General features: G+C 64.7%; 22 protein-coding genes. 10 read left to right on the top strand and 12 right to left on the bottom strand.

The features are described 5' to 3' along the window. Nucleotides 1-74: 74 nt before the first annotated feature. Together pgl and LY284_RS08790 are read left to right on the top strand one after the other, a co-directional pair. Nucleotides 75-785 (top strand): 6-phosphogluconolactonase, encoded by a 711-nt coding sequence (pgl, locus tag LY284_RS08795; RefSeq protein WP_014190794.1) that lies wholly within the window; start codon nucleotides 75-77, stop codon nucleotides 783-785. Beyond that, nucleotides 766-2,676, top strand: a complete 1,911-nt coding sequence (locus tag LY284_RS08790) for a bifunctional transcriptional regulator/glucokinase (protein ID WP_014190795.1) — start codon at nucleotides 766-768, stop codon at nucleotides 2,674-2,676. The genes pgl and LY284_RS08790 overlap by 20 nt, the downstream gene beginning before the upstream one ends. Before the next feature lie 32 nt (nucleotides 2,677-2,708). Here the strand turns inward: LY284_RS08790 and LY284_RS08785 are convergent, their stop codons facing one another. The 6 genes from LY284_RS08785 to LY284_RS08760 form a co-directional block, all read right to left on the bottom strand. Then, complete coding sequence (locus LY284_RS08785; protein WP_014190796.1) at nucleotides 2,709-3,473, bottom strand: carboxylesterase; 765 nt, start codon at nucleotides 3,471-3,473, stop codon at nucleotides 2,709-2,711. A gap of 319 nt (nucleotides 3,474-3,792) precedes the next feature. Beyond that, a complete protein-coding gene (locus LY284_RS08780; protein WP_041730967.1) occupies nucleotides 3,793-4,935 on the bottom strand; it encodes a porin in 1,143 nt (380 codons plus the stop codon). A gap of 288 nt (nucleotides 4,936-5,223) precedes the next feature. Beyond that, nucleotides 5,224-6,372: a porin gene (locus LY284_RS08775; protein ID WP_014190798.1), complete on the bottom strand. Its 1,149-nt coding sequence runs from the start codon at nucleotides 6,370-6,372 to the stop codon at nucleotides 5,224-5,226. A 540-nt stretch (nucleotides 6,373-6,912) separates the two neighbouring features. After that, on the bottom strand, nucleotides 6,913-7,692 hold the full coding sequence (locus tag LY284_RS08770; protein ID WP_014190799.1) for an ABC transporter ATP-binding protein: 780 nt from the start codon (nucleotides 7,690-7,692) through the stop codon (nucleotides 6,913-6,915). A 25-nt stretch (nucleotides 7,693-7,717) separates the two neighbouring features. After that, nucleotides 7,718-8,431 (bottom strand): ABC transporter permease, encoded by a 714-nt coding sequence (locus LY284_RS08765; RefSeq protein ID WP_014190800.1) that lies wholly within the window; start codon nucleotides 8,429-8,431, stop codon nucleotides 7,718-7,720. A gap of 27 nt (nucleotides 8,432-8,458) precedes the next feature. Next, nucleotides 8,459-9,145 carry an ABC transporter permease gene (locus LY284_RS08760; RefSeq protein ID WP_014190801.1) on the bottom strand — a complete coding sequence of 229 codons (687 nt, stop codon included), beginning with the start codon at nucleotides 9,143-9,145 and terminating at the stop codon, nucleotides 8,459-8,461. 551 nt (nucleotides 9,146-9,696) lie between these two features. Here LY284_RS08760 and LY284_RS08755 point away from each other — a divergent pair. Next, complete coding sequence (locus LY284_RS08755; protein WP_014190802.1) at nucleotides 9,697-10,395, top strand: pirin family protein; 699 nt, start codon at nucleotides 9,697-9,699, stop codon at nucleotides 10,393-10,395. Nucleotides 10,396-10,466: 71 nt separating this feature from the next. Here LY284_RS08755 and LY284_RS08750 read toward each other — a convergent pair whose 3' ends face one another. Beyond that, nucleotides 10,467-11,048, bottom strand: coding sequence for a periplasmic heavy metal sensor (locus LY284_RS08750; RefSeq protein WP_041730212.1), 582 nt, complete (start codon nucleotides 11,046-11,048; stop codon nucleotides 10,467-10,469). Nucleotides 11,049-11,293: 245 nt separating this feature from the next. Between LY284_RS08750 and LY284_RS08745 the strand changes: the two genes are divergently transcribed. Together LY284_RS08745 and LY284_RS08740 are read left to right on the top strand one after the other, a co-directional pair. Beyond that, nucleotides 11,294-12,016 (top strand): response regulator, encoded by a 723-nt coding sequence (locus tag LY284_RS08745; RefSeq protein ID WP_014190804.1) that lies wholly within the window; start codon nucleotides 11,294-11,296, stop codon nucleotides 12,014-12,016. After that, complete coding sequence (locus tag LY284_RS08740; protein WP_014190805.1) at nucleotides 12,000-13,340, top strand: ATP-binding protein; 1,341 nt, start codon at nucleotides 12,000-12,002, stop codon at nucleotides 13,338-13,340. The genes LY284_RS08745 and LY284_RS08740 overlap by 17 nt, the downstream gene beginning before the upstream one ends. Before the next feature lie 25 nt (nucleotides 13,341-13,365). Here the strand turns inward: LY284_RS08740 and LY284_RS08735 are convergent, their stop codons facing one another. Together LY284_RS08735 and LY284_RS08730 are read right to left on the bottom strand one after the other, a co-directional pair. Continuing rightward, nucleotides 13,366-13,629 (bottom strand): hypothetical protein, encoded by a 264-nt coding sequence (locus tag LY284_RS08735; RefSeq protein WP_014190806.1) that lies wholly within the window; start codon nucleotides 13,627-13,629, stop codon nucleotides 13,366-13,368. Between the two features lie 132 nt (nucleotides 13,630-13,761). Continuing rightward, complete coding sequence (locus LY284_RS08730; RefSeq protein WP_014190807.1) at nucleotides 13,762-15,447, bottom strand: sensor domain-containing diguanylate cyclase; 1,686 nt, start codon at nucleotides 15,445-15,447, stop codon at nucleotides 13,762-13,764. Nucleotides 15,448-16,184: 737 nt separating this feature from the next. Here LY284_RS08730 and LY284_RS08725 point away from each other — a divergent pair. From LY284_RS08725 to LY284_RS08710, 4 genes are all read left to right on the top strand, one after another. Continuing rightward, nucleotides 16,185-17,948, top strand: coding sequence for an ABC transporter permease subunit (locus LY284_RS08725; protein ID WP_014190809.1), 1,764 nt, complete (start codon nucleotides 16,185-16,187; stop codon nucleotides 17,946-17,948). 12 nt (nucleotides 17,949-17,960) lie between these two features. Next, nucleotides 17,961-19,316, top strand: a complete 1,356-nt coding sequence (locus LY284_RS08720; RefSeq protein WP_233385804.1) for an AAA-associated domain-containing protein — start codon at nucleotides 17,961-17,963, stop codon at nucleotides 19,314-19,316. A 174-nt stretch (nucleotides 19,317-19,490) separates the two neighbouring features. Next, the gene (locus tag LY284_RS08715) at nucleotides 19,491-19,691 is read left to right on the top strand and encodes a type II toxin-antitoxin system HicA family toxin (protein ID WP_081478140.1); all 201 of its coding nucleotides are present in this window, start codon (nucleotides 19,491-19,493) and stop codon (nucleotides 19,689-19,691) included. Nucleotides 19,692-19,701: 10 nt separating this feature from the next. Beyond that, a complete protein-coding gene (locus LY284_RS08710; protein ID WP_014190811.1) occupies nucleotides 19,702-20,103 on the top strand; it encodes a type II toxin-antitoxin system HicB family antitoxin in 402 nt (133 codons plus the stop codon). A 64-nt stretch (nucleotides 20,104-20,167) separates the two neighbouring features. On the opposite strand, the gene LY284_RS08705 is transcribed toward LY284_RS08710, so the two are convergent. The 3 genes from LY284_RS08705 to LY284_RS08695 all read right to left on the bottom strand — a co-directional run bounded on the left by LY284_RS08705 (nucleotide 20,168) and on the right by LY284_RS08695 (nucleotide 22,602). Continuing rightward, nucleotides 20,168-20,662 (bottom strand): hypothetical protein, encoded by a 495-nt coding sequence (locus tag LY284_RS08705; protein WP_231927729.1) that lies wholly within the window; start codon nucleotides 20,660-20,662, stop codon nucleotides 20,168-20,170. A gap of 26 nt (nucleotides 20,663-20,688) precedes the next feature. Beyond that, on the bottom strand, nucleotides 20,689-21,243 hold the full coding sequence (locus LY284_RS08700) for a hypothetical protein (RefSeq protein ID WP_014190813.1): 555 nt from the start codon (nucleotides 21,241-21,243) through the stop codon (nucleotides 20,689-20,691). A 291-nt stretch (nucleotides 21,244-21,534) separates the two neighbouring features. Continuing rightward, the gene (locus tag LY284_RS08695) at nucleotides 21,535-22,602 is read right to left on the bottom strand and encodes a sigma-54-dependent Fis family transcriptional regulator (protein WP_014190814.1); all 1,068 of its coding nucleotides are present in this window, start codon (nucleotides 22,600-22,602) and stop codon (nucleotides 21,535-21,537) included. 570 nt (nucleotides 22,603-23,172) lie between these two features. Between LY284_RS08695 and LY284_RS08690 the strand changes: the two genes are divergently transcribed. Then, a complete protein-coding gene (locus LY284_RS08690) occupies nucleotides 23,173-23,541 on the top strand; it encodes a hypothetical protein (protein WP_041730968.1) in 369 nt (122 codons plus the stop codon). The last annotated feature ends 4 nt before the right edge of the window (nucleotides 23,542-23,545 follow it).

Here is a 23,545-nt window from a genome sequence, read left to right as displayed (position 1 = left end):
ACTCCGCTTCGCCCATCGTCGCGATGGTGCGAACCCATGGCGGATCGATAAACCAGAACAAGCAGGAGGAGCAAGTGATCGAGCTTCGTACATTCGACGATCCGCGGGCCCACGCGGACGCGCTCGCCAAAGCCGTGGGCGACGCGCTGAAGGCGACCCTCGCGGCAAGGGGCGCGGCTTCGGCCGACGCCACGGGACAAACCGCTCACGCCACGCTCGCGGTATCGGGCGGATCGAGCCCGAAGCCGTTCTTGCAGACGCTTTCGCGCGCGCCGCTCGACTGGGCGCATATCGACGTGACGCTCGTCGACGACCGCTGGGTGCCCGAAACCGATCCGGCCAGCAACGCGACCTTCGCGCGCGAGACGCTGCTCCAGAACGCGGCCGCGTCGGCCTATTTTCTGCCGCTCGTCGATACGGCCAGCCCGCTCGACGCGCACATCGCCGCACTGAACGCCGATCCCCGCCGCCGTCTGCCGGATGTCGCCGTACTCGGCATGGGCGAGGACGGCCACACGGCCTCGATCTTCGCCGATGCGCCCGAATGGGATGTCGCGATCTCGACGCCTGAGCGCTTCGTCGCCGTGCATCCGGGCGCGGCGCCGCATGCGCGCGTGAGCCTGTCGATGTCGGCGTTGCAGCAGATCGGGCAGTTGTATCTGTTCATCGCCGGGCAGAAGAAACTCGACGTCCTGAACGCGGCGCTCGCCGCGCCGCAGAAGAACGCCATCTCGACGCTGGCCCACGCTCAAGGAGTGAAGCTCGATGTCTACTGGTGTGCATAAGGCAGCGGCTCAGCACGCCGACGGACCGAGGCTACTCGCCGACATCGGCGGCACCAACGCGCGTTTCGCGCTGGAAACGGCGCCCGGCGAGATCGGGCAGATCCGTGTCTATCCGGGCGCCGACTACCCCGGCATCGCGGAGGTGATGCAGCAGTATCTGAAGGACACCAAGGTCGGGCGCGTGAATCACGCGGCGATCGCAATCGCCAATCCGGTCGACGGCGATCACGTGAAGATGACCAATCACGACTGGAGCTTCTCGATCGAGGCGACGCGCCGCGCGCTCGGCTTCGATACGCTGCTCGTCGTCAATGATTTCACCGCGCTCGCGATGGCGCTGCCCGGCCTGACCGATGCGCAGCGCGAGCAGATCGGCGGCGGCGCGCGGCGGCAGAACAGCGTGATCGGCCTGCTCGGACCGGGCACGGGGCTGGGCGTCTCGGGCCTCATTCCCGCCGACGACCGCTGGATCGCGCTCGGCAGCGAAGGCGGTCACGCCACGTTCTCGCCGTTCGACGAGCGCGAAGACCTCGTGATGCGCTTCGCGCGCCGCAAGTTTCCGCACGTCTCGTTCGAGCGCGTATGCGCGGGGCAGGGGCTGGAGCTGATCTACCGGGCCCTGGCGGAACGCGACAAAGTCTCCGTCGCGGACGATTTCACCGCCGCCGACGTGACGCACCGCGCACTGCAAGGCGAAGCGCTCGCGCTCGAAACCGTGAACTGCTTCTGCGCGATTCTCGGCACGTTCGCGGGCAATATCGCGGTGACGCTGGGCGCGCTGGGCGGCATTTATATCGGCGGCGGCATCGTGCTCAAGCTCGGCGAGCTGTTCCACAAGTCGCCGTTTCGCGAGCGCTTCGAGGCGAAAGGGCGCTTTCAGCAGTATTTGTCGGGCATTCCGACGTACATCATCACGGCGGAATATCCGGCGTTTCTCGGCGTCTCCGCGATTCTGTCGGAGCAGTTGTCGAACCGCGCGAACAGCGGCTCGTCGGCGGTGTTCGAGCGAATTCGCCAGATGCGCGACGCGTTGACGCCCGCCGAGCGGCGCGTCGCGGATCTCGCGCTGAATCATCCGCGCTCGATCATCAACGATCCGATCATCGACATCGCGCGCAAGGCCGACGTGAGCCAGCCCACCGTGATCCGCTTTTGCCGCTCGCTCGGCTGTCAGGGCTTGTCCGACTTCAAGCTGAAGCTCGCGACCGGCCTGACGGGCACGATTCCGGTGAGCCACAGCCAGGTGCATCTGGGCGACACGGCCACCGACTTCGGCGCGAAAGTGCTGGACAACACCGTGTCCGCGATCCTGCAGTTGCGCGAGCATCTGAATTTCGAGAACGTCGAGCGCGCGATCGATATTCTCAACGGCGCGCGGCGCATCGAGTTTTACGGACTCGGCAATTCGAACATCGTCGCGCAGGACGCGCATTACAAGTTCTTCCGCTTCGGCATCCCGACGATCGCTTACGGCGACCTGTACATGCAGGCGGCCTCCGCCGCGCTGCTCGGCAAGGGCGACGTGATCGTGGCGGTGTCGAAGTCGGGGCGCGCGCCGGAACTGCTGCGCGTGCTCGAAGTGGCGATGCAGCAGGGCGCGACGGTTATCGCGATCACGTCGAGCAACACGCCGCTTGCCAAGCGCGCGACCGTAGCGCTCGAGACGGATCACATCGAGATCCGCGAGTCGCAGCTTTCGATGATCTCGCGCATTCTGCATCTCGTGATCATCGATATCCTCGCGGTCGGCGTGGCGATCCGCCGTGCGGCGCCGAAGCCGGGCGCGAAGATCAGCGAGGCGGTCGCGAAGGCGCGTCAATCCGGCGACGATGACGCCGCAGCGGTGCTCGACTGGCTGAGCCACGGCGCATCGGGCATGGCGCGGGATTGAGGTGAACGGCCCGCGCGTGACCGTGCGGGCCGTTACGCGAGATCCAGAAACTGCAACACGTTGCGCTTGACGACCTCGCGGTCGTTATCGACGCAAATCAGGTGATAGCTGTTCTCCAGCACCACGAGTTCCGAATCGCCGATGCGCTCGCGCAGGAAGGTCGCCGAGCGCAGGCTCGTCAGTTCGTCCTCGCGCGCATGCATGACGAGCGTGGCGCAGCCGATCGCGTGCGCTGAACGCTTCACCTTGCGGCGCAGGCGGTCCACTTCGCGCAGACACGCGAGCGGCACCCAGCGGTAGTGGAAATTGTCGCCGCGTTCGAACTTCGCCTTCACGACCGAGCGCACCAGCGCGTTCTTGACGCCATAGGGCTCGTTTTCGGCGATACGCATCCGCGCGGGCAGCAACGGCACACGGTAGAGCGCGTGACGCGCGGCCGCGTACCACGGCGTCGCCCAGCCGTCGAGGAAAACCGGCGGGGCGAGCGCGATCAGCTTGCCCCGCCGGTGCTCTTCCGCCGCGCACAGCGCGATCGCGAGCAGCGCGCCCATGCACATGCCGATGACATGCACCGTCTCGTAGTCCTGCGAGACCTCGCGGTACTTCTTGCGCACGGCGTCGAGCCAATCCTCTGCGCGCACGCCGACGAGATCGTGCGGCCGGCCGCCGTGCCCCGGCAGCGTGAGCGAATGCGTGTCGATCCCCCCGCGTTTCAGCGTTTTGTGCAGCGAGCCCAGGTCGAACCGCGTGCCGCCGAGGCCGTGGATGAGCAGCGCGGCGGTGCGGTTCGCGCTCATGGCGCCGCCCCCGACGGCGCGGCCGTGCGTGCACGCGACAAGCAAGCAGCGATGCAATAGGAAACGGCCCAAATCAGGCCGCCAAAATCGGATGACCGACGCATTAACGTCTCGTGATTGAAAGCAAGTCGCGAGGCTAAAGGCGGCCGATCTTTGCGGGAAGGTTGCGGATTCCCAAAGTTCGACGGACTAGGACAAGTGCCTAGTCCGTGAAACATTCAGTTCGGCGCGCGTTTCTGAACAACGGGCAGCGGGCGTCAAAAAAGTGCGATTCCCTCGCGGAATCGCACCTTGATGCGGTCTCGGACCGTCCTGAGAATCAGAACGAGTGCTGGATGCCCGCGTACACGCCGGTCTGACTGTGGCCGCGCAACGGGTTGTCCGTCGATGCAGCCGAGCCGTAGTTGTTGGCGTTCAGACCATAGTTCGCGGACTTGCTGTTCTGCACGGTGGCGACCTGCAGATCGAACAGGGTGCGCTTGGAGAGGTTGTACGAACCGCCGACCGAATAGATGGTCGCGTTACCCGCGCCGTTGTTGCCGTTGACGTGATAGACCGCGGCGATCAAGGCGGCGGCCGGCGTGGCCTGCCACGTCACGCCGCCCCATTCATGATCGAGCGTGGTCGGCTGGCCGGGCAACTGCGTGACCATCCCCGAGCTGCGGATTGCCTGATAACCGCCCTGGAGCTTGAACTGGCCCAGGAACACGTTGAGCATGGTGGTGTATTCGCGCGAATAGGCGTAGGCGCCGTTGCCGTTCGCCTTGTTCACCGGAACGTAAGCACCGCCGAGCGTGCCGTTGTTCGGATTGCGAATCTCGTCGTAGATACCGCGGACCTGGAAGTACGGGGCGGTGTACGTGATCTGCGCGCCGGCCTGACGACCCTGATCGGTCGTGCCGTTGCCGTTCCAGCCCGTTGCGTTGGAGAACGCGTACTGGCCGTAGAAATCGAAGCCTGCGAACTTCGGCGACTGGTACGAGATGTTGTTGCTCGATTGCGGCCAGTTGCGGCCGCGTACCAGCGAAGCCGACGACCAGGCCGACTGCCCGAACGGATCGAAGTCCCATATGCCGTTGGAGATGAAGAGCTCACGGCCCAGCAACACGGTGCCGAGCCGGTCATTGGCGATACCCACCGTCGCCCAGCGATTGAACAGGTTGCCTTGCGCCGCGCCGTTCATCGCGTTGAATCCGTTTTCGAGCTGGAACACCGCGCGATTGCCGCCGCCCAGATCTTCCGCGCCCTTGATGCCCCAGAGGCTTGTGCCCCAGTCGCCGCTTTCCGCGCGGAAGCGGTTGGCGCTGCCGGTCGCGCCGCCGTTCGGACCGACGCCTGTCGGCACGCCGCTCATGTATTCGAGTCCCGCATCCAGACGGCCGTAGAGCGTTACGCTGCTCTGCGCCTGCGCAACCGCGCTGAATGTGAGCAGCGCCGCGGCCGCCAATAAAGCTTTTCTCATCATCTCCTCTGAACCCCGCAAAAAACAGATTTCGAAAATTCGTTCTCGTTCGGGCCTTGTCCGTTTTACGTATCGGCCCGATTGCGGATTTTGGAGGAGAACTATCTATATTCGGGATTCCGGGCTGTAGTTTTTTGTCTCGCGATGTAATGAATCTTCCTGAGCGACGATGCGTACCGCGCGCCCCAATAAAAAACGGTGCGATACCCTTTCGGGCATCGCACCGATACGCGCCTCTCGCAGCAGCGTGAAAACCTTCTTAAACGTTTCTTAGGTCAGACTCGTCGCTTAGAACGAGTGCTGGATACCTGCGTACACGCCCGTCTGGCTGTGGCCGGGGAACGGATTGTCCGTCGAAGCAGCCGAGCCGTAGTTGTTGGCGTTCAGACCGTAGTTGGCGGTCTTGCTGTTCTGCACGGTCGCAACCTGGAGGTCGAGCAGCGTGCGCTTGGACAGGTTGTACGAGCCGCCGACCGTGTAGATGGTCGCATTGCCCGCGCCGTTGTTGCCGTTGACGTGATAGACAGCGGCGATCAGCGCGGCCGCCGGCGTCGCTTGCCACGTCACGCCGCCCCACTCGTGATCGAGCGTGGTCGGCTGGCCGGGCAACTGACCGGTCATACCCGAGCTGCGGATCGCCTGATAGGCGCCCTGGATCTTGAACTGGCCGAGGAAGACGTTGAACATCGCCGTGTATTCGCGCGAATACGCATAGGCGCCGTTGCCGCCGCTGCCGCCGTCGATCGGGTTGTAGACGCCGCCGAGCGTACCGTTCGCCGGATTGCGGATTTCGTCGTACATACCGCGCACCTGGAAGAGCGGCGTCGTGTACGTGACGTACGCACCAGCTTCGCGGCCTTGCGGGGTCGTGCCGTTACCGTTCCAGTTCGTCGCGTTGGAGAGCGAGTACTGGCCGTAGAAGTCCAGGCCCGCGAACTTCGGCGACTGGTACGAAATGTTGTTGCTCGATTGCGGCCAGTTGCGGCCACGCACCAGCGACGCCGACGACCAGTTCGACTGGCCGAACGGATCGAAGTCCCACACGCCGTTCGCGATGAAGAGCTCACGGCCCAGCAACAGGGTACCGAACTGGTTGTTCGCGATACCGACCGTCGCCCAGCGATTGAAGAGACCGCCGCCGCCCGGGCCTGCGCCCGTCATGGTGTTGAAGCTGCCTTCCAACTGGAACACGGCGCGATAGCCGCCGCCGAGGTCTTCGACGCCTTTCATACCCCACAAGCTCGTGCCCCAGTCGCCGCTTTCCGCCCTGAAGCGGTGCGAAGAGCCGGTGGCGGGTGCGCCGGCCGGGCCGGTCGGCACACCGTTCATGTATTCGAGCCCGGCGTCCAGGCGGCCATATAGCGTCACGCTGCTTTGAGCGTGCGCCACCGCGCTGAACGTCAGCAGTGCTGCCGACGCGAGCAAAGCTTTCTTCATCATCTCCTCCAACCCTGTCAAGAAATAGAACCCAAGTGCTGCTGTGTGGTTCGATGCGGGCGCACCCAACCGAAAAATCGTTTTCAGAGGAAGGACACGCGGGCTGTAGTGCTTGTGACGATTCGCGCGTCGTGGGCGCAAACCCGGCGCCGATCCGTCGATCGGTGCCGTTCCTCCGTTTCTTTTGGACTTTTGAAGTAAAACTACTTTTTGCGTACTTCGTTTTGGTACTTTCGTTACCAATTTAACAAAATACGTTATAGCCGCCAAAGAAAATCGAGGATCGGGAGACGTGTGTGTCAAAAATGCAATGCCCATGTGGTAGGAACGCTACCCAAAGCATGGGAAACGCCCCGCAAAGCCTTATGGCATCAGGGCTTTAGCTGGCCGTAAGTTTCGGGGTCGGGTTTGTCGCCTATTGACGCCGGCGTGCGGTGGCGCTAGTTCGCGTAAGGGCGAGGGGGCGGGTTTCAACAACTGGGCACGGACGAAAAAAAGGCGCCTCGCGGGCGCCTTTTTTAAGAGAGTTTTTATTTCGGGTTACTTGAGACTGCCCGACAGGAACTGCTTGAGCCGCTCGCTCGTCGGGTTGCCGAAAATCGCATCGGGATGACCTTCTTCTTCGATGCGCCCCTGGTGCAGAAACACCACATGGTTCGACACGTTGCGCGCGAAGGCCATTTCGTGCGTGACGACGATCATCGTGCGGCCTTCCTCGGCGAGCGTCTGCATCACCTTGAGCACTTCGCCGACGAGCTCGGGATCGAGCGCCGAGGTCGGTTCGTCGAAGAGCATGACGTCGGGGTGCATCGCGAGCGCGCGCGCAATGGCCACGCGCTGCTGCTGTCCGCCCGACAGATGCGACGGATACTGCTTCTCGAGACGCGGCGCGAGCCCGACCTTCTCCAGATACGTGCGCGCGCGTTCCTCGGCGTCCTTCTTCGAGAGCCCGAGCACGTTCACGGGCGCTTCGATCACGTTCTCCAGCACGTTCATGTGCGACCACAGATTGAAGTGCTGGAAGACCATCGAGAGCTTCGAGCGCACCTGACGCAACTGCTGCGGGTCCGCGGCTTTGAGCGCGCCGGTCTTGTCCTTCGTCGTGCGGACTTCGTCGCCGTCGACGAAGATGCGCCCCTGATTCGGCTGCTCCAGAAAGTTGATACAGCGCAGCATCGTGCTCTTGCCCGAGCCCGACGAGCCGATGATGCTGATCACGTCGCCGGCTTTCGCCTTGAGCGAAACGCCCTTCAGAACTTCGTTGCTGCCGTACTGCTTGTGGATGTCGTCGACGAAAAGCTTGTGCTGCTGGGAAATCATGAACGGTCCTTGGGCGGCGATGGTCTTATTTGCCTTGCGGCCGCAAATAAGCGAGCCAGCGATGCTCGGCGCGGCGGAACAGCCACACGAGCGCGAACGAAATGCAGAGATAGAGCAGGGCGGCGATGCCGAACGCCTCGAACGACTGATACGTCGCGGAATTCACGTCGCGGGCGATCTTGAGGATGTCCGGCACGGTCGCGGTGAACGCGACGGTGGTCGCGTGCAGCATCAGAATCACTTCGTTGCTGTAGTACGGCAGCGCCCGTCTCAGCGCGGACGGCAAAATTACCCGGCGATACAGCGTGAACGACGACATGCCGTAGGCGCGCGCCGCCTCGATCTCGCCGTAGGGCGTCGCCTTGATCGCGCCGGCGAAGATTTCGGTGGTGTACGCGCAAGTGTTCAGCGTGAACGCCAGAAGTGTGCAGTTCATGCCGCTTCTGAAGAACTCGGCGAGCAACATGTGATCGCGCACGACCTGCAAACTGTACAGACCCGTATAGCAGAGCAGGAGCTGCACGTAGAGCGGCGTGCCGCGAAACACATACGTATAGAGCCACACGGCGCGCGACAGCAGCTTGTTCTTCGAGACGCGCGCGACCGCGAGCGGCACCGAAAGACAAAAGCCCAGGCCGATGGAAATGACCAGCAGCCACATCGTGATCGCGAGACCGGTGATGCGGTAGCCGTCGGTGAAGAGATAGTTCTTCCAGTATTCCTGGATGATTTCGATCATGATCCGTGCCGCTCTTTCATGGGCAATTTAGAGGTCGGCCTTGCGCACGCCGATGGAATAGCGCCGCTCCAGCCAGATCAGCACGAGATTCGAGACCGTGGTGATTGCAAGATAGATCGCGCCCGCGAGAAGCGTGAAGAAGAAGAAACGCAGCGTGCCCTTGCCCGCGTCCTGCGAGGCCTTGACGACGTCCGCGAGCCCGATGATCGACACGAGCGCCGTCGCCTTGACCATCACCTGCCAGTTGTTGCCGATGCCGGGCAGCGCAAAGCGCATCATCTGCGGAAACATGATGCGCGAGAAGGTCTGCCACGGCGTCATGCCGTACGCCGCGCCCGCTTCGAGCTGGCCGCGCGGAACCGACAAAAACGCGCCGCGGAACGTCTCGGTGAAATACGCCCCGTAGATGAAGCCGAGCACGAGAATGCCGGCGAGAAACGGATCGATGTCGATCTGATCCCAGCCCATCGCATCGGTGAACAGGTTCAGCCAGATCTGGATGCTGTAGAAGAGCAGCAGCATCAGCACGAGATCGGGCACGCCGCGGATGAGCGTCGTGTAGACGGTGCCGGCGCCCGACGCCAGGCGATTCTTCGACAGCTTCGCCGCCGCGCCGATCAGCCCGATCACGAAGGCGAACGCGAGCGACAGCACCGCCAGCTTGACGGTCTGCCAGGTGCCCGCGAGGATCAGCGGACCGTAGCCTTGCAACATGGTGATTCCTTGATAAGGTGCCTAACGTGCATGGAGTGCGGCGCACGGCGGTCTCGCGCGCGTGGCGCCCGCGCCGCCCGCGCCCGTGGGTAAAGGCGCGGCGCGCGATGCGTTCGGTTCATGTCTCTTCTCAGCCGGCGGCGCTTTTCCCCGCGTCATCGGCTGTCCTGCTCCGGCCGCTTCTCGCTTCACGGCTGGCGGTCGGTATTCTAGTTGGTCAAAATTGCGTGCTGCCGTTGCTGCTAACCCTGCGGCGAGCAATTGTTGCGCCGCGGCGGCCTCGCTTTTTCTCTGATTTCCCGGCGTCCCGATGCGGCGAACCGCACGGTGGACAAGGCTCGCGGACGGCCGCAACCCATCGCCACGCCGGGCCACGCCGGAAAAGCGCGGTATTTTACCCGAACCCGGCCGGCGCGCGAACGAGAAGCCGGAGGCGTCCGATTACATGCATCAGCGGAACGATGTAGTGCCGCCGCACGCGTTGTTTCGGCGGGGCCGCGCCCTTACATTCTCTCCATCGCAAAACAACGCCTTGGGCGGGAGCAAACATCATGATCGAGATTCGCCGCAGCAACGAACGGGGTCACGCCAACCACGGATGGCTGGACTCGTATCACAGCTTCTCCTTCGCCGATTACTACGATCCGGAGCACATGCACTTCGGCGCGCTGCGGGTGATCAACGAAGACCGCGTCGCGGGCGGCCAGGGCTTCGGCGCGCACGGCCATCGCGATATGGAAATCGTGAGCTACGTGCTCGACGGCGCGCTCGCCCACAAGGACAGCATGGGCAACGGCTCGACGATTCGTCCCGGCGACGTGCAGCGCATGAGCGCGGGCACCGGCGTGCGCCACAGCGAGTTCAACGGCTCGCCGACCGACACTGCGCATTTCCTGCAGATCTGGATCATTCCGGATGCGCCGGGCGGTGCGCCGGGTTACGAGGAAAAGCGCTTCGCCGACGATGAAAAGCGTGGCCGTCTGCGCGTGATCGCCTCGCCGGAAGGTGCGGACGGTTCGGTGACGATCGGCGCCAACGCGCGTATTTTCGCGGGCCTCTTCGACGGCGACGAGCGCGCGGACTTCGACGTGCCGGCGGGCCGCCGCGTGTACGTGCACGTGGCGCGCGGCGCGGTGACCGTGAACGGCGAGGCGCTCGGCCCGGGCGACGCCGCGAAGCTCGAAGACGTCTCGAAGGTGACGGTCGAGAAGGGCGAGAACGCGGAAGTGCTGCTGTTCGACCTCGTTTGATCGCCGTCCCGAGGTAAAAAAAGGGCCGCGGAGCGCACGCTCCGCGGCCTTTTGCCATGCGCCGCGCCGGCTTACGGCTTCGCGGTGGCCGATGCGCCCGCCGCCGCGCCCGGTGCGCCGTGCTTCTGCCAGCGCTCGTGACGCTTCTGTTCGTGCTCGCGCATCTTCGCGAAGTGCTTCTTGAGCGCCGTGCTGACGGTCGTCTTCTGCTGATCGTTCAGCGAGTGATAGAAGTTAAGCCACGCGGTCGCGGTCTGCTCGCGCAATTGCGACGCCTGCTGATCCAGCTTCTGATGCGCGGCGTGCATCGCGTCGAGGTCGAGGATCGCCTGGGTTTCCGCCGACTTGAACTGCTCGTGCATCTGGCGGCGTGCGTCGCGCATCTGCTGGTGGCTCTGCTTCATCGTATCGAGCGCGGTCTGCCAGAGCTTTTCCTGATCCGCGTTGAGCTTCAACTGACCGTGCAGTTCGTCCAGTTGCTTCTTCATGCGCATTTCCATGCGATGTCCGCCGGGACCGCCGTGGCCGCCCATCATGGCCGGGCCGCCGGAAGCCGGTGCGGGCGGCGCGTCGGTGGTGGCGGCGTAGGCCGTGCCGAACGTCAGCGCGATTGCAGCAGCGGCGGCGGTGAGAATGCGATATTGCTTGGCCATCTTGTAACTCCCTGGATTGTTGTCGAAGCCGAAGCCGCGAGACCGTGATCGATGCATCGGACCGTGGGCCGAGGTCTTGCGCTTGTCGGTGAGACACAGCGTAGGGGTTCGGAACGCGGCGCGTGTTACGGGATGGTTTAGGCTTGTTACGCCGGTTTACGCCCGCCTTTCGTGGTAACACCCCGTAACCCTTATGGCGCGGCTGTCATCAATCGCGGTCCGGCTCACGCGCTAAACTCCATCCCATGACTACGCAAATACTTGTCGTCGACGACGACGCCGAACTGCGCGACCTTCTGCGCGACTATCTGGTCCGGCAGGGCATCGAGGTCTCGGTGCTGCATGACGCCGGTGGACTCGAACGCCGGATCGAACGCGAGCGTCCCGATCTCATCGTGCTCGATCTGATGATGCCGGGCGTCGACGGCCTCACCGCGCTCAAATCGCTGCGCGCGTCCGGCGACGACATTCCCGTCATCATGCTGACCGCGCGCGCGGACGACGTGGACCGCATCGTCGGCCTCGAACTCGGCGCGGACGACTACCTCGGCAAGCCGTTCAACCCGCGCGAACTGCTCGCGCGCGTCCAGGCGGTGCTGCGCCGCCGCCGCACGATTCCGTCGGCGGCGCCCGAGCAGCGCGAGCCGTACTCGTTCGGCCGCTTCCGGCTGGATTTCCAGTCGCGCACGCTGCAACAGGACGACAAGCCGCTCACGCTGTCGGGCAGCGAATTCGCGCTGCTCAAGATTTTCGTGAACAACCCGATGCGCACGCTCACCCGTGAGCGCCTGCTCGAACTGCTGCACGGCCCGGAATACGACGGCACCGACCGCGGCATCGACGTGCAGGTGTGGCGCCTGCGCCGCATTCTGGAGACGGACCCGTCCGCGCCGCGCTTCATCCAGACGGTGCGGGGCCGCGGCTACGTGTTCGTGCCGGACGGCGAGCAAAATGCGCCGGGCAATTGATACGCTGTTCGGCCGGCTGGTCGTCATCGTCATCGGCATGCTGGTGCTGTCGCATGTCGCGTGGTTTGCGATCATCCGCTTCGAGCGCGACAACGTGCAGACGCGCTTTGCCGTCGAGGAGGCCGTGTTCCTCGTCGAGGCGGTGCGCCAGCACATCGCCAATACGCCGGATCAGCCCTTGCCGCCGCGCGTGCGTGTGGTGGGGCTCGAGAGCCCGGACGTGCCGAAGCAGCCCGACGAGGACATCCCGCCGCCGCTGCAACGCTTTCTCGAAGATCTGAAAGACCGTCTGCCCGACGGCACCGAGGTGCGCCTGAACGAACCCGGCGGCCCGCCGAGCGTGTGGGTGCACGGCGCGAAGGACACGGGCTGGATCGTCGTGCCGGTGCAGCCGCTGCGCCCGCCGCGCTCGCGCGACCGCATGCTCGTGTGGCTCGCACTGATCTTTTCCACCGCCGTGCTCGCCGCGCTGTTCGGCGCGTGGCAGTTGCAGAATCCGCTGCGCGGACTGGCGCAGGCGGTGCAGCGATTCGGGCGCGGCCAGCCGACGCCGCCCGTGCCCGAACGCGGCCCGCGCGAGTTGCGGCAGCTCACGCACGGCTTCAACCAGATGGTGCGCGAAGTCTCGCAGACCGAGAACGACCGCGCCGTGATGCTCGCGGGCGTCGCGCACGATCTGAAGACGCCGCTTGCGCGTCTGCGCCTGCGCGCCGAAATGATGGACGACGAGAAGATGCGCGACGGCGTGGTGCGCGACGTCGATTCGATGGCGCATATCGTCGATCAATTTCTCGTGTTTGCGCACGACCGCCCGGACGGCAGCGAGCCGGTCCCGGTGGACGAGCAATGCGAACGCATCGTGCGGGCGTATCGGGCGGTGTCGCCGGGCGCGCAGCCCGTGCGCCTGAACCTCGAGGCCGGGCCGTCGTTCGTGCTGCCCGCGGCCACGCTGGACCGGCTGCTGTCGAATCTGCTCGACAACGCGCATGCGTATGGCGCGCCGCCTGTCGTCATCGAAACGCGGCGGGACGCGAAGGGCTGGGTGTTGTCCGTGGCCGATCACGGCAAGGGCATTGCGCCGGACGATCTCATCAAGGCGAGCCGGCCGTTCGTGCGGCTCGACCCGGCGCGCGGCGGCAGCGGCCACAGCGGCCTCGGGCTGGCCATCGTCGAGCGGCTTGCCCGGCGCGTGGGCGGCGAGTGCGAGATCGGCAATCGTGCCGAGGGCGGGCTGCGGGTCGCCATGACGTTTCCTTTCGAGGTCGCCACGCAGCCGCTCGCCGAGCGCCGCGCCGGCCCGCAGCACGAGGAGCGCGCGCTCTGACGCGCGCCCCGGCGGAGAAACGGCGTCAGTCGAACAGCGTTTCGAGCGCCGACGCCGCTTCGCTGTCGACCGTGTTGTACGTCACTGTCGAGGCCTCGAAAATGTAATGCGTCGTGTACTTGCCGAGGCGCGAGAGAATCTCTTCCTGAATCACCTCGGGCGCGAGGTCGATCTTCAGGAACCACGCCGTCGAGGACAGCCGCGTCTGAAACGAGCCATACTCGGCGAGCAGATGGTCGAACGTTTCAGCGTCCTGATCGCGGCACACGATGACCAGATTTCCCTTCATGCAATCCTCCCGGCTGGGGCAAGCGGCATTCGTTATCGAACATCGATGATACCTGCGGGATGCGTGCGCGTCGCGACATGCACGTGACCGTGCGATGACCCGACGCACGCGAAGGGCACATTGAAGGGCGGATCATTTCCCCGCGAGCGTGTCTTCGGGATGCCGTGCGGACGAGCCCGGATCGGCCGGGCGCACTTCGCTGCGGTCGCGCCCGCGCGATTTCGCCTCGTAGAGCGCGAGGTCGGCGCGCGACAGGATCCATTCGAGCGCATCGTCGGGCGCGAGCTCGGTAATGCCGATCGAGACGGAAAGCGCCGCATCGTCCGGCAGATGCGCGCAATGCTCGTGATGGAAGCGCTTGCGCAGCCGCTCCAACACGGCTTGCGCATCGGCGAGCGAAGTCTGCGGCAGCAGAATGCCGAACTCCTCGCCGCCCAGCCGGCCGATCGCATCGCTCGGGCGGAGTTGCGCACGGCACACTTCGACGAAATGCTCCAGCGCGCGATCGCCCGACGCGTGGCCGAAACGGTCGTTGATCTGCTTGAAGTGGTCGAGATCGGCGATCGCCACCGACAGCGGCGTGCCGGCCGAGCGCGCGAGTTCCACTTCATGACGCAGCGTGTCGAGGAAATAGCGCCGCGAGAGGGCGCCCGTCAGCGCGTCGTGGCGGGCCTCGGCGGAGAGCAGCGTATTGGCCGACTGCAACTGCTCGGCGAGATCGCGGGTCGCGCGGTGCAGACGCCGCTCCCGCGAGTACGACGTGGCGATCACGATGGCGAGCGTGACCACGCCCGCCATCGTCAGAAACACGAGGAAGCGGTCGCGGCTGTGATTGCGGCTGATTTCCGGCCAGCTCGTGAGCGGGTGCACGATATGCGCCGAGAGGCCCGAGTTCAGGCCGGTGCGCTCGTCGTAGAGCGAGGGCACGTTGCTGCCGTTCGCAGCGTAGAAGGTCTGCGCGAGCGCGGGCGCGAGCCAGTGCTCGGACGCACGCATCTGTTCGCCGATGTGGGATACGCGCAGTTCCGGAAACGACTCGCGCCGGTAATGCTCGAGGCGCTCGCGCTCGGTCATGCGCGCGACGGGCGCGTTGGGCATCGCTTCGTATTCGAGCTGGCCGTCGTGCGCCATCACCACGACGCCGTTTTCGTCGGTCACGAAGGTGCCGGCGCGCGAGACCCAGTGCCGCAGGCGGTCGATGCTCACCTTCGCGATCACCGCGCCGACGAGAATGCCGTCCTCGTAGGCCGGCGCGGCGATGAAGATGCCCGGCTCGCCGGAGAGCCGTCCGACGCCATACATCTCGATGAAGCCGCCGAGCAGCGCGCGCGTGACGTAGCCCCGCGCGCTCATGTCGTAGCCGATGAAGCTGTCGTCGTCGTTGGCGTTGCTCGACGCGATGCAGAAGCCCCGTTCGTTGACGAGCCAGATCGAATCGAGGCCGGAGAAGCCCTGCGCTTCGTGCAGGAAGTGGTTGACTTTCGCGAGGCCGGCCCGCGCGGTCCAGTCCTTGCGGCGTTCGAGTTCCGTCGCGGCCGGGTTCGAGGCATAATTCCGCGACTCCGCCAGCGCCCGCTGCGTGAGGTCCATCTGCGCGAGCGTCGCGGGAATGGCGCGCGACATCGCCAGATCGCTCGCGATGATCTGCGCCATGTTGTCGACGATGGACGCCGCCATCTGGCGCTCCGTGCGCACCGTCGCCGTCATCTCCTGTTGTACCATTCGGTCCGACAACAAGCCGGCGGCAATCCAGCACGCGCATGCCAGCGTCGCGAGGCCGAGCGTCGCGATCAGACGGTGCAGGATGAGCTTGTTCATCGAACTCGGGCGGCCTGGACGGTCACGCCGTGCACGGGCGGTACGCGCGCTTCGCGCGCACCGTGCGGGCGAGCGGATTGCAGCGCAGGCGGTCTGCCGCTGGACGGACCAAGGGGACCACGGGCGCAACGGCGCGGCGGGTCGGGCTCGGGTGATTTTGCGGCTCGGATCTGGCGTCGTCTCGCATCGCTTCGGCGCTCAATTTATTGTTCGTGATAAGCCAAGATTGGACGATGTTTTTCGCCGCCTATCAAGCGCCTTCTTGCGGCGAGCGACGTGCGTCGAACACAACGGACGTGCGCGGCGCAAAAACGCTTGCCGCCATGCTGCCCGGTCCGGGCGGGCTGCGGCCAGACTGAAAGGAAGCGAAAGCACGCGGGCGCAGGCACATCCGGCGCGGATTGCCCTTTATTTTGCCCGTGCCGTGCCGAAGAGCAACAGAAAGATCGCACGAATCGCGCGCCGGACCGCATGACGGTTGTGCCTGTCACATCGGTTGGTGTAGTGTCGGTCGGTTCTGCGCGGGCGATTTCCGGCGCGGCGGCTGGCTGGCGCCGTTCTTTGTGCTCTTTGTGCTCTTCGTCGCGCCTTTCGTGTCGTCCTTTCGGCGGTTGCGTGCGTTGAGCATGGGGCCGTCCCGGGCAACAGGCTTCTTGCCCGCCCGACGGCTCGCTTGCCGTCTCAAGCAACATCCCGCGTTCGCGCGGCCGGAACAAAGCCTTACGGGGAGGGCCTTCATGGAATTTGGTTTCAATCTGAATCGCACGGCGAATGCGTCGGCGTGGCGGCTCCTGCCCAACCGCTGGGATTTCGTGGCCTTCCCGATGATCATCTGCATCATCGCGCTCGCCGCCGTCGGCTTTCACGAAACGCTTGCGCCGATCTCGACGCTGCAGACGCAGGCGATTTCGCTCGATCCCGCGAATCTGCCCGAGTACGCATTGCGCACGACCTTGCGCATGCTGCTGGCGATGGTCGCATCGCTCGTCTTCACGCTGATCTACGGCACGCTCGCGGCCAAGAGCCGGCGCGCGTCGCTCGTGCTCGTGCCGATTCTCGACATCCTCCAGTCGGTGCCGGTGCTGGGCTACATCTCCTTCACGGTGACGTTTTTCCTGGCGATGTTTCCGGGCCGCGTGATCGGCGCCGAGTGCGCGGCGATCTTCGCGATCTTCACGAGCCAGGCGTGGAACATGACGTTCAGCTTCTATCAGTCGCTGCGCACGGTGCCGCGCGATCTGGACGAAGTCTCGCGCGGCTTTCACCTCACCAACTGGCAGCGGTTCTGGAAGCTCGAAGTGCCGTTTTCGATGCCCGGCCTCATCTGGAACATGATGATGTCGATGTCCGGCGGCTGGTTCTTCGTCGTCGCCTCCGAGGCGATCACCGTCGGCAACCGCACGATCGTGCTGCCGGGCATCGGCGCGTATCTGGCCACGGCCATCGGCGAGCGCAATCTCGGCGCGATCGGCTGGGTGATCCTCGCGATGATCGTCGTCATCCTCGCCTACGACCAGTTGATGTTCCGGCCGCTCGTCGCGTGGGCGGACAAATTCCGCATGGAGTTCACGAGTTCGGGCAACGAGCCGTCGTCGTGGCTGCTCGACCTGATCCGCCGCACGCGCCTGATTCACCGTCTGCTCGTGCCGGCGGGCTGGATCCTCGCGCGGCTCGCGCGCGTGCCGATCAAACTGCCGTCGCTGCAGGGCGCGTTCGAGACCGTCGGGTTGCCGCTGCGCGCCAAGGTGCCGTCGACGCGCGTCGGCGATATCGCGTGGGGCACGGCGCTCTTGCTCGTCACCGTGTTCGTCGTGTGGAAGGTCGCCTCGTTCGTCGCGACGGGCGTGACGTGGGGCGAAGTCGGCCACGTGTTCGTGCTCGGCATCATCACGCTGCTGCGCGTGGTCGTGCTGATCGCGATCGCGTCGGTGATCTGGGTGCCCGTCGGCGTGCTGATCGGCCTGCGTCCGGCGCTCGCGGAGAAAGTCCAGCCGCTCGCGCAGTTTCTGGCCGCTTTCCCGGCCAATCTGCTGTTTCCGGTGTTCGTCGTCGTGATCGTGCGCTGGAACCTGAACCCGGATATCTGGCTGTCGCCGCTCATCGTGCTCGGAACGCAGTGGTATATCCTCTTCAACGTCATCGCGGGGGCGTCGGCTTATCCGAACGATTATCGCGAGGCCGCGACCAACTTCCAGATTCGCGGCTGGCAGTGGTGGAAGAAGGCCATGCTGCCGGGCATCTTTCCTTATTACATCACCGGGGCGATCACCGCGTCGGGCGGCGCGTGGAACGCGAGCATCGTCGCGGAGGCGGTGTCGTGGGGCAAGACGGAAGTCGTCGCGCATGGCCTCGGCGCGTACATCGCCCAGAACACCGCCGCGGGCGATTACCCGAAGATCATTCTCGGCATCGCCGTGATGTCGCTGTTCGTCACGCTGTTCAACCGACTGTTGTGGCGCCCGCTATACGCCTACGCCGAAGCAAGACTCCGGCTGGATTGAGGACGAGTTCCGATGCAGAACCTGAAAAATACGCAGACCCTCCAGCGCACCGCGGGCGCGGCGCCGGCCGGCACGCCGCCGCGTCTGGGCGCGGAAATCCTGCGCGTGCAGAACGTGAGCCGCGGCTTCAACAAGATGCAGGGCGAACTGCTTGTGCTCGACGATGCGAACCTCGCGCTGCGCGAAGGCGAGATCGTCGGTTTGCTCGGGCGTTCCGGCTCGGGCAAGTCCACGCTGTTGCGCATCATCGCGGGGCTGATCGAACCGACCGCGGGTGAAGTCACCTACCTGAACGAGCCGTTGAAGGGGCCCGCGAAGGGCGTCGCGATGGTGTTCCAGACCTTCGCGTTGTTTCCCTGGCTGACCGTGCTGCAGAACGTGGAAGCGGGGCTGGAGGCGCAGGGCGTGGGCGCGCGCGAGCGCCGCGAGCGGGCGCTTGCCGCGATCGACCTGATCGGTCTCGACGGCTTCGAGAACGCGTATCCGCGCGAGTTGTCGGGCGGCATGCGCCAGCGCGTGGGCTTCGCGCGGGCGCTGGTCGTCGATCCGACCTTGCTGCTGATGGACGAGCCGTTCTCCGCGCTCGATGTGCTGACCGCCGAAAACCTGCGCACCGATCTGCTCGATCTGTGGACGCAGGGGCGCATGCCGATCAAATCGGTGCTGATCGTCACGCACAACATCGAGGAAGCGGTGTTCATGTGCGACCGGATTCTGGTGCTGTCGTCGAATCCCGGCCGCGTGATGGCCGAAATCAAGGTGCCGTTCAAGCATCCGCGCAATCGTCTCGATCCGGCTTTCCGCCGGCTCGTCGACGACATTTACGCGAAGATGACCGCCCGGCAGATGGACGAAACGAAGAAGAAGGGGCTCGAAGCGGGAAGCTGGCTGCCGTCGGTGTCGACGAACCTGATGGCGGGTCTCATCGAAACGCTCGCGGCCGAGCCGTACCACGGCCGCGCGGACATGCCGGAAATCGCGCGGACGCTGCATCTCGAAGTCGATGATCTTTTTCCGATCGCGGAAGTGCTCCAGCATCTCGGTTTCGCCGATGTGCGCGAGGGCGACATCTTCCTCACGCCGCAGGCGCGCGTGTTCGCGGAGTTGGGCACGCAGGAGCGCAAGATGATGTTTGCGGAGCATCTGCTGCGGCACGTGCCGCTCGCGGCGCGCATCAAGAAGGTGCTGAACGAGCGGCCGGGGCATCGCGCGCCACGGCTTCGCTTCGAGCAGGAACTCGAAGACTTTCTCTCCGACAAGGCCGCGCAGGAAACGCTCGATGCGGTCATCGACTGGGGACGGTACGGGGAAATTTTCTCGTACAACGATCAGACCGAGATGCTGAGCCTGGAGGATGTGGAGGCTTGAACATCGCCGGTTTCGGTTGATTCGAAGGCGCGGTTGCCGGCAACGGCACCGCGCTTTTTGCTTGGGCGCTGGCCGTTTGGCTGAATGTTCGCGCAGTGCGTTGAAACGTAACGTTCTCGTCTTGAAGATCATTGCCGCGTGTGTAAGATTACACACGCGGCATTCGGAGACGAGATGGAATCATCGCGCTTGATACGGATGCTGATGGATGACGGCTGGCAGTTGGTTCGCACCCGAGGTAGTCATCACCATTTCAGACACAGGACGAAAGGCGGTCGCGTGACCGTGGTTCATCCAAGGAAAGACGTGGCAATCGGAACGGTCAGGTCGGTACTCAAAGGCGCCGGACTGCTCAACCGTTTGTATTCGTCGTAAGGAGCCGGACATGGAATTTGCCCTCGCCATTCATAAAGATCCCGATAGCTGCTACGGCGTGACCGTGCCCAATGTTCCTGGCGTTTTCTCGGCCGGAGATACGATCGACGAAGCAATTCAAAATGCGAAGGAGGCCATCTTCTTCCACATCGAATCGATTATCGAGGATGGAGAGGAGGTCACGATCAAGTCGACGAGCATCGAAGAGCTCATTGTCGATCCCGACTTCGCCGGCGCCATCTGGGCCTACGTCGAAGTCGATCTCTCGAAGCTCGACGCGCGTCCCGAGCGCATCAACATCAGCCTGCCGCGCTTCGTGCTGCACAAGATCGACAGCTATGTCGAAGCGCGCCACGAGACGCGCAGCGGCTTTCTCGCGCGCGTCGCACTCGAAGCGATCGCGAACGGCTGAAACGGCAAAAAGCGCGGTCTCCATAGGGAACGCCGCGCTTTCGCTACCCAGCCGCAAGGAACTACTACTGCAAATTCCCCCAACGCTCGACCGCAGGTTCCGCCGACGCCCACTTCCATCCCTCGGGCTGCTGGCAGGCCGTTGCGATGAACCATTCGGCGGGCGCTTTGGCGTCGTCGCCATCGACCACCGAGAAGGCGAATTCCTTGCATGACGCGAGCGCGTTGCCGAACTCGCGCAGCACGCGCACTTCGCCGTGGCCGTTTTCGACCGGCAACGTGTGCTTGACCTTCCACGGCCGTGTCTCGCCGACTTGCGACACGCCGGCCGTTACCGCGATCATGACCTGCTGATCCTGATGCAGCGATTTGGTCACGCGCTTGACCGCTTCGTCCGTCGCCGCCTGCACCGCGATGCCCACGCCGAAGCCGATGGCCGGATTCGTCGTGACCGCGCCCGTCGCGACGCCGGCCAGCGCGCCCGTCGCCGCGCCGATCGACGCGCAGCCGCTCATCGTCACGCAGGCGGCGGCGAGCGCTGCGATGCAGCCAAGACGCATGGAGAAAGGTCCGTCGAAAAGCACGGTCATTGCAGCGAGCCCCAGCGCGGCGTCGCCGGTTCCGCCGACGCCCATTTCCACTTGTTGCCGTCACGGCACACCGACGCCACGTAGAACGCGCTGCCGGCGGGGCGGTCCTTGGTCGCGTCGCGGTCCACGGAGAACACGATTTCCTTGCAATCGAGCACGCCGCTGCTGATGGTGCGGCTCACCGTCACGCGGCCTTTTTCGTCTTCTTCGATCGGCACCGAATGCACGACCTTCCATGGCGCGACCGCGCCGACCGCGAGCGGCCCGGCGATGGAGGCGATCTGATCTTGCGTATTGGTATGGACGACGCGCTGCGAATATTGCACGCCCGCGCGCGCTGCGGCGACCGCGCCGAGGCCGATGCCCGTCGCCACCGCGGCATTGCTGGTGACGCTGTTCGCGATCGCCGCGCCCGCGATACCCGCACCGGCGGTCGCGCCTTCGCTATAGAGCGAGTTGCAGCCGCTGAGGCTCACGCAAGCGATGGCGCCAGTGATGACCGCGGCGAGCGCGGCGGCGCGCGGCCCGCGCCGTTGGACCCTGATCTGCATGTTGCTTTTTCCTTCGTCTGCCCGTTCCGCCGATGCTTGCCATCGGGTTCGAGGGGCTCGAATCTACTTGAGGTTTCGCCGTCTGATGGCCGCCCGGCAACGCAAAGAGGCAGCCGCGATGCCCGGGCTTCGCGCATTCTGAAGCATGCTTCTAATTACCGCCTGAGGAAAATTGCAAGAAATTGCAAACGGGAAGAGCACATTGCGATCCACGTCTCGATCGCGGCCAAAAAAAACGAGCGCGTCGGTGCGCGCTCGTTCGATGGTGGGCGATGAAAGCCGGGCGGGCGCTCAGCTTTCGTGGTTCGAACCCGTGTCGCCGGATTCCGTGTCTTCGTTTTCGTACGCGCCGAGGCGGTTGTACAAGGTCTTGAGGCTCACGCCGAGCGCCTTCGCCGCGCGCCGCTTGTCGCCGCCGCAGTGCTTGAGGGTGCCGAGAATGATCTGCTTTTGCGCATCGGCGAGCGGCGTGCCGACCCACACGTTCATCGCATCGCCTTGCGTGACGGGCTTCTTCACCCGCGACGCGAGATGCGGATGCGCGATCTCCACCGTCCTTTCCGCCAGAATGAACGCGCGATAAACCGTGTTCTTCAACTCGCGCACGTTGCCCGGCCACGAGTAAGTGCGCAGTACGTCGAGCGCGCGCTTGCTGAAAACCTTGGTCGTGCCTTCCTGCGCATTCATCTCGGTCAGAAAATGCTGCGCGAGCAGTTCGCGGTCCGAATCGCGCTCGCGCAGGGGTGGCGCGCGCAGCGGGAAAACGGCGAGGCGATACATCAGATCCTCGCGCAGTCCGTTTTCCTTGACGGCCAGGACAGGATCGCGATTGGTCGCGGCGATCACGCGCACGTCCGAACGGATGAGATCGTTGCCGCCGACGCGGAAGAACGTGCCCGTCTCCAGCGCGCGCAACAGCTTCACCTGCCGCACGGGCGACATTTCGGTCACTTCGTCGAGAAAGAGCGTGCCGCCGTTCGCGTGCTCGAAATAGCCGATGCGTCCCTGTACCGCGCCCGTGAAGCTGCCTTTCTCGTGCCCGAAGAGCTCGGCCTCGATGAGGTTGTCGGGAATCGCGCCGCAGTTGACGGCGATGAACGGCGCGTCCTTGCGTGCGCTGTGGTCGTGAATCGTCCGGGCGACGAGCTCCTTGCCGGTGCCCGACTCGCCGATGATCAGCGCGGTCGCATCGGTGGCGGCGACGCGCTCGATCTGCGCGTACAACTCCTGCATCACGGGCGAGGAGCCGTAGAGCAGTCCATAGGACTTCAAGCCCGGCACTTCTCCCGTGTTGCGCTTTCTCTGCGCGGGTGTATCGCCGACCGCGATGGGCGGCGGATCCAGATCGGTTGACGCCATGTGTCCTGATCGTTCCTGATTCTGCGTATGGGGTGGGCGGGCGGCGGCCCGCGCGCGCGTCTCGTGTCGCGGCCGTCTGTACGCAGCCGGCGCGCGAGCGGCGTGACCGTGAATGACCGCGCATCGGCATGTGACGCGCCCGTGCGCGCTGCCCGTCGGCTCACGTTCTCCGTGGGCCGCTCTCCTGGTCGTGCGTCGGTCGAGGATCGTCTGCATCGGCTGCTTTCGCATCCGAATCGTTGCGAACGAGCCTGTCTCAATATTCGCTATTTAACCATTCGCAACGGCTTGGCGGCAATGCGTGGACTCACTCGGGGCGGATTTTGTCGGCGGCTTTTATGCGCCTTCTGTAATTTGCGGAAAGGTTCTCCTTTCGGCGTCGAAAAATTACAAAGCGACGGCGTAATTGTTACCCGATCAGCGCCAAAAACATGCGCTTGCTTAAGGCTATTCGGACGTGGCACGAAAGCTGCATAGTCGAAGTCATCGTGATTCTTATTCGAAAGTTCGCCGACGAAGCATCGCGTCCGAGGCGTACACACGAGGATGGGCGAGAGAGGCAAACGCATCATGGAAGACTTTTTCAGTTTCGAAGTGGCCGCGCGAGAGCGCACCAACCCCCGCACGGCGACGACACGGCCCGCCTGGGCACGGCGCACGCACGCTGCGGGCGGCGATCGGCAGGAACTCGCGGCTGGCGAGCCGATCGACATCTATCACTGGGCGGCGGTCGCGCTCGTGACCGCGCTCATGTGCGCGGTGCTAGGCTATGCGGCGGGCACGCCAGCGCTCGCGCGGGCCGCGAACGTGACGAGCCTCGTGTTCGGTGCGATGGGCGGCGCGTTGATGGCGAGCGGCGTCGTGCGCAGTCTGCGCGCGCGGCTCGCGGCGGACGGCCGGCTTGCCGTGCCCCACGTGCCGGTCGCGGAGACACAGTGATGCG

It is taken from the genome of Caballeronia sp. PC1, assembly GCF_021353155.1.
Taxonomy (GTDB): domain Bacteria; phylum Pseudomonadota; class Gammaproteobacteria; order Burkholderiales; family Burkholderiaceae; genus Caballeronia; species Caballeronia cordobensis.
The sequence above is the reverse complement of the archived record's forward strand: the minus strand, read 5'-3'. Positions and strand labels throughout refer to the sequence as shown.

Excerpts from the sequence above, each read along its gene's own strand:
- LY284_RS08730 (WP_014190807.1), bottom strand. The coding sequence starts at position 15,447 with ATGAACAAGCTCATCCTGCACCGTCTGATCGCGACGCTCGGCCTCGCG.
- LY284_RS08775 (WP_014190798.1), bottom strand. The coding sequence starts at position 6,372 with ATGAAGAAAGCTTTGCTCGCGTCGGCAGCACTGCTGACGTTCAGCGCG.
- LY284_RS08780 (WP_041730967.1), bottom strand. The coding sequence starts at position 4,935 with ATGAGAAAAGCTTTATTGGCGGCCGCGGCGCTGCTCACATTCAGCGCG.
- LY284_RS08705 (WP_231927729.1), bottom strand. The coding sequence starts at position 20,662 with ATGCGTCTTGGCTGCATCGCAGCGCTCGCCGCCGCCTGCGTGACGATG.
- LY284_RS08715 (WP_081478140.1), top strand. The coding sequence starts at position 19,491 with ATGGAATCATCGCGCTTGATACGGATGCTGATGGATGACGGCTGGCAG.
- LY284_RS08745 (WP_014190804.1), top strand. The coding sequence starts at position 11,294 with ATGACTACGCAAATACTTGTCGTCGACGACGACGCCGAACTGCGCGAC.
- LY284_RS08720 (WP_233385804.1), top strand. The coding sequence starts at position 17,961 with ATGCAGAACCTGAAAAATACGCAGACCCTCCAGCGCACCGCGGGCGCG.
- LY284_RS08690 (WP_041730968.1), top strand. The coding sequence starts at position 23,173 with ATGGAAGACTTTTTCAGTTTCGAAGTGGCCGCGCGAGAGCGCACCAAC.
- LY284_RS08765 (WP_014190800.1), bottom strand. The coding sequence starts at position 8,431 with ATGATCGAAATCATCCAGGAATACTGGAAGAACTATCTCTTCACCGAC.
- LY284_RS08740 (WP_014190805.1), top strand. The coding sequence starts at position 12,000 with ATGCGCCGGGCAATTGATACGCTGTTCGGCCGGCTGGTCGTCATCGTC.
- LY284_RS08750 (WP_041730212.1), bottom strand. The coding sequence starts at position 11,048 with ATGGCCAAGCAATATCGCATTCTCACCGCCGCCGCTGCTGCAATCGCG.
- LY284_RS08790 (WP_014190795.1), top strand. The coding sequence starts at position 766 with ATGTCTACTGGTGTGCATAAGGCAGCGGCTCAGCACGCCGACGGACCG.
- LY284_RS08755 (WP_014190802.1), top strand. The coding sequence starts at position 9,697 with ATGATCGAGATTCGCCGCAGCAACGAACGGGGTCACGCCAACCACGGA.
- LY284_RS08725 (WP_014190809.1), top strand. The coding sequence starts at position 16,185 with ATGGAATTTGGTTTCAATCTGAATCGCACGGCGAATGCGTCGGCGTGG.
- LY284_RS08785 (WP_014190796.1), bottom strand. The coding sequence starts at position 3,473 with ATGAGCGCGAACCGCACCGCCGCGCTGCTCATCCACGGCCTCGGCGGC.
- LY284_RS08760 (WP_014190801.1), bottom strand. The coding sequence starts at position 9,145 with ATGTTGCAAGGCTACGGTCCGCTGATCCTCGCGGGCACCTGGCAGACC.
- LY284_RS08700 (WP_014190813.1), bottom strand. The coding sequence starts at position 21,243 with ATGCAGATCAGGGTCCAACGGCGCGGGCCGCGCGCCGCCGCGCTCGCC.
- LY284_RS08770 (WP_014190799.1), bottom strand. The coding sequence starts at position 7,692 with ATGATTTCCCAGCAGCACAAGCTTTTCGTCGACGACATCCACAAGCAG.
- LY284_RS08735 (WP_014190806.1), bottom strand. The coding sequence starts at position 13,629 with ATGAAGGGAAATCTGGTCATCGTGTGCCGCGATCAGGACGCTGAAACG.
- LY284_RS08710 (WP_014190811.1), top strand. The coding sequence starts at position 19,702 with ATGGAATTTGCCCTCGCCATTCATAAAGATCCCGATAGCTGCTACGGC.
- LY284_RS08695 (WP_014190814.1), bottom strand. The coding sequence starts at position 22,602 with ATGGCGTCAACCGATCTGGATCCGCCGCCCATCGCGGTCGGCGATACA.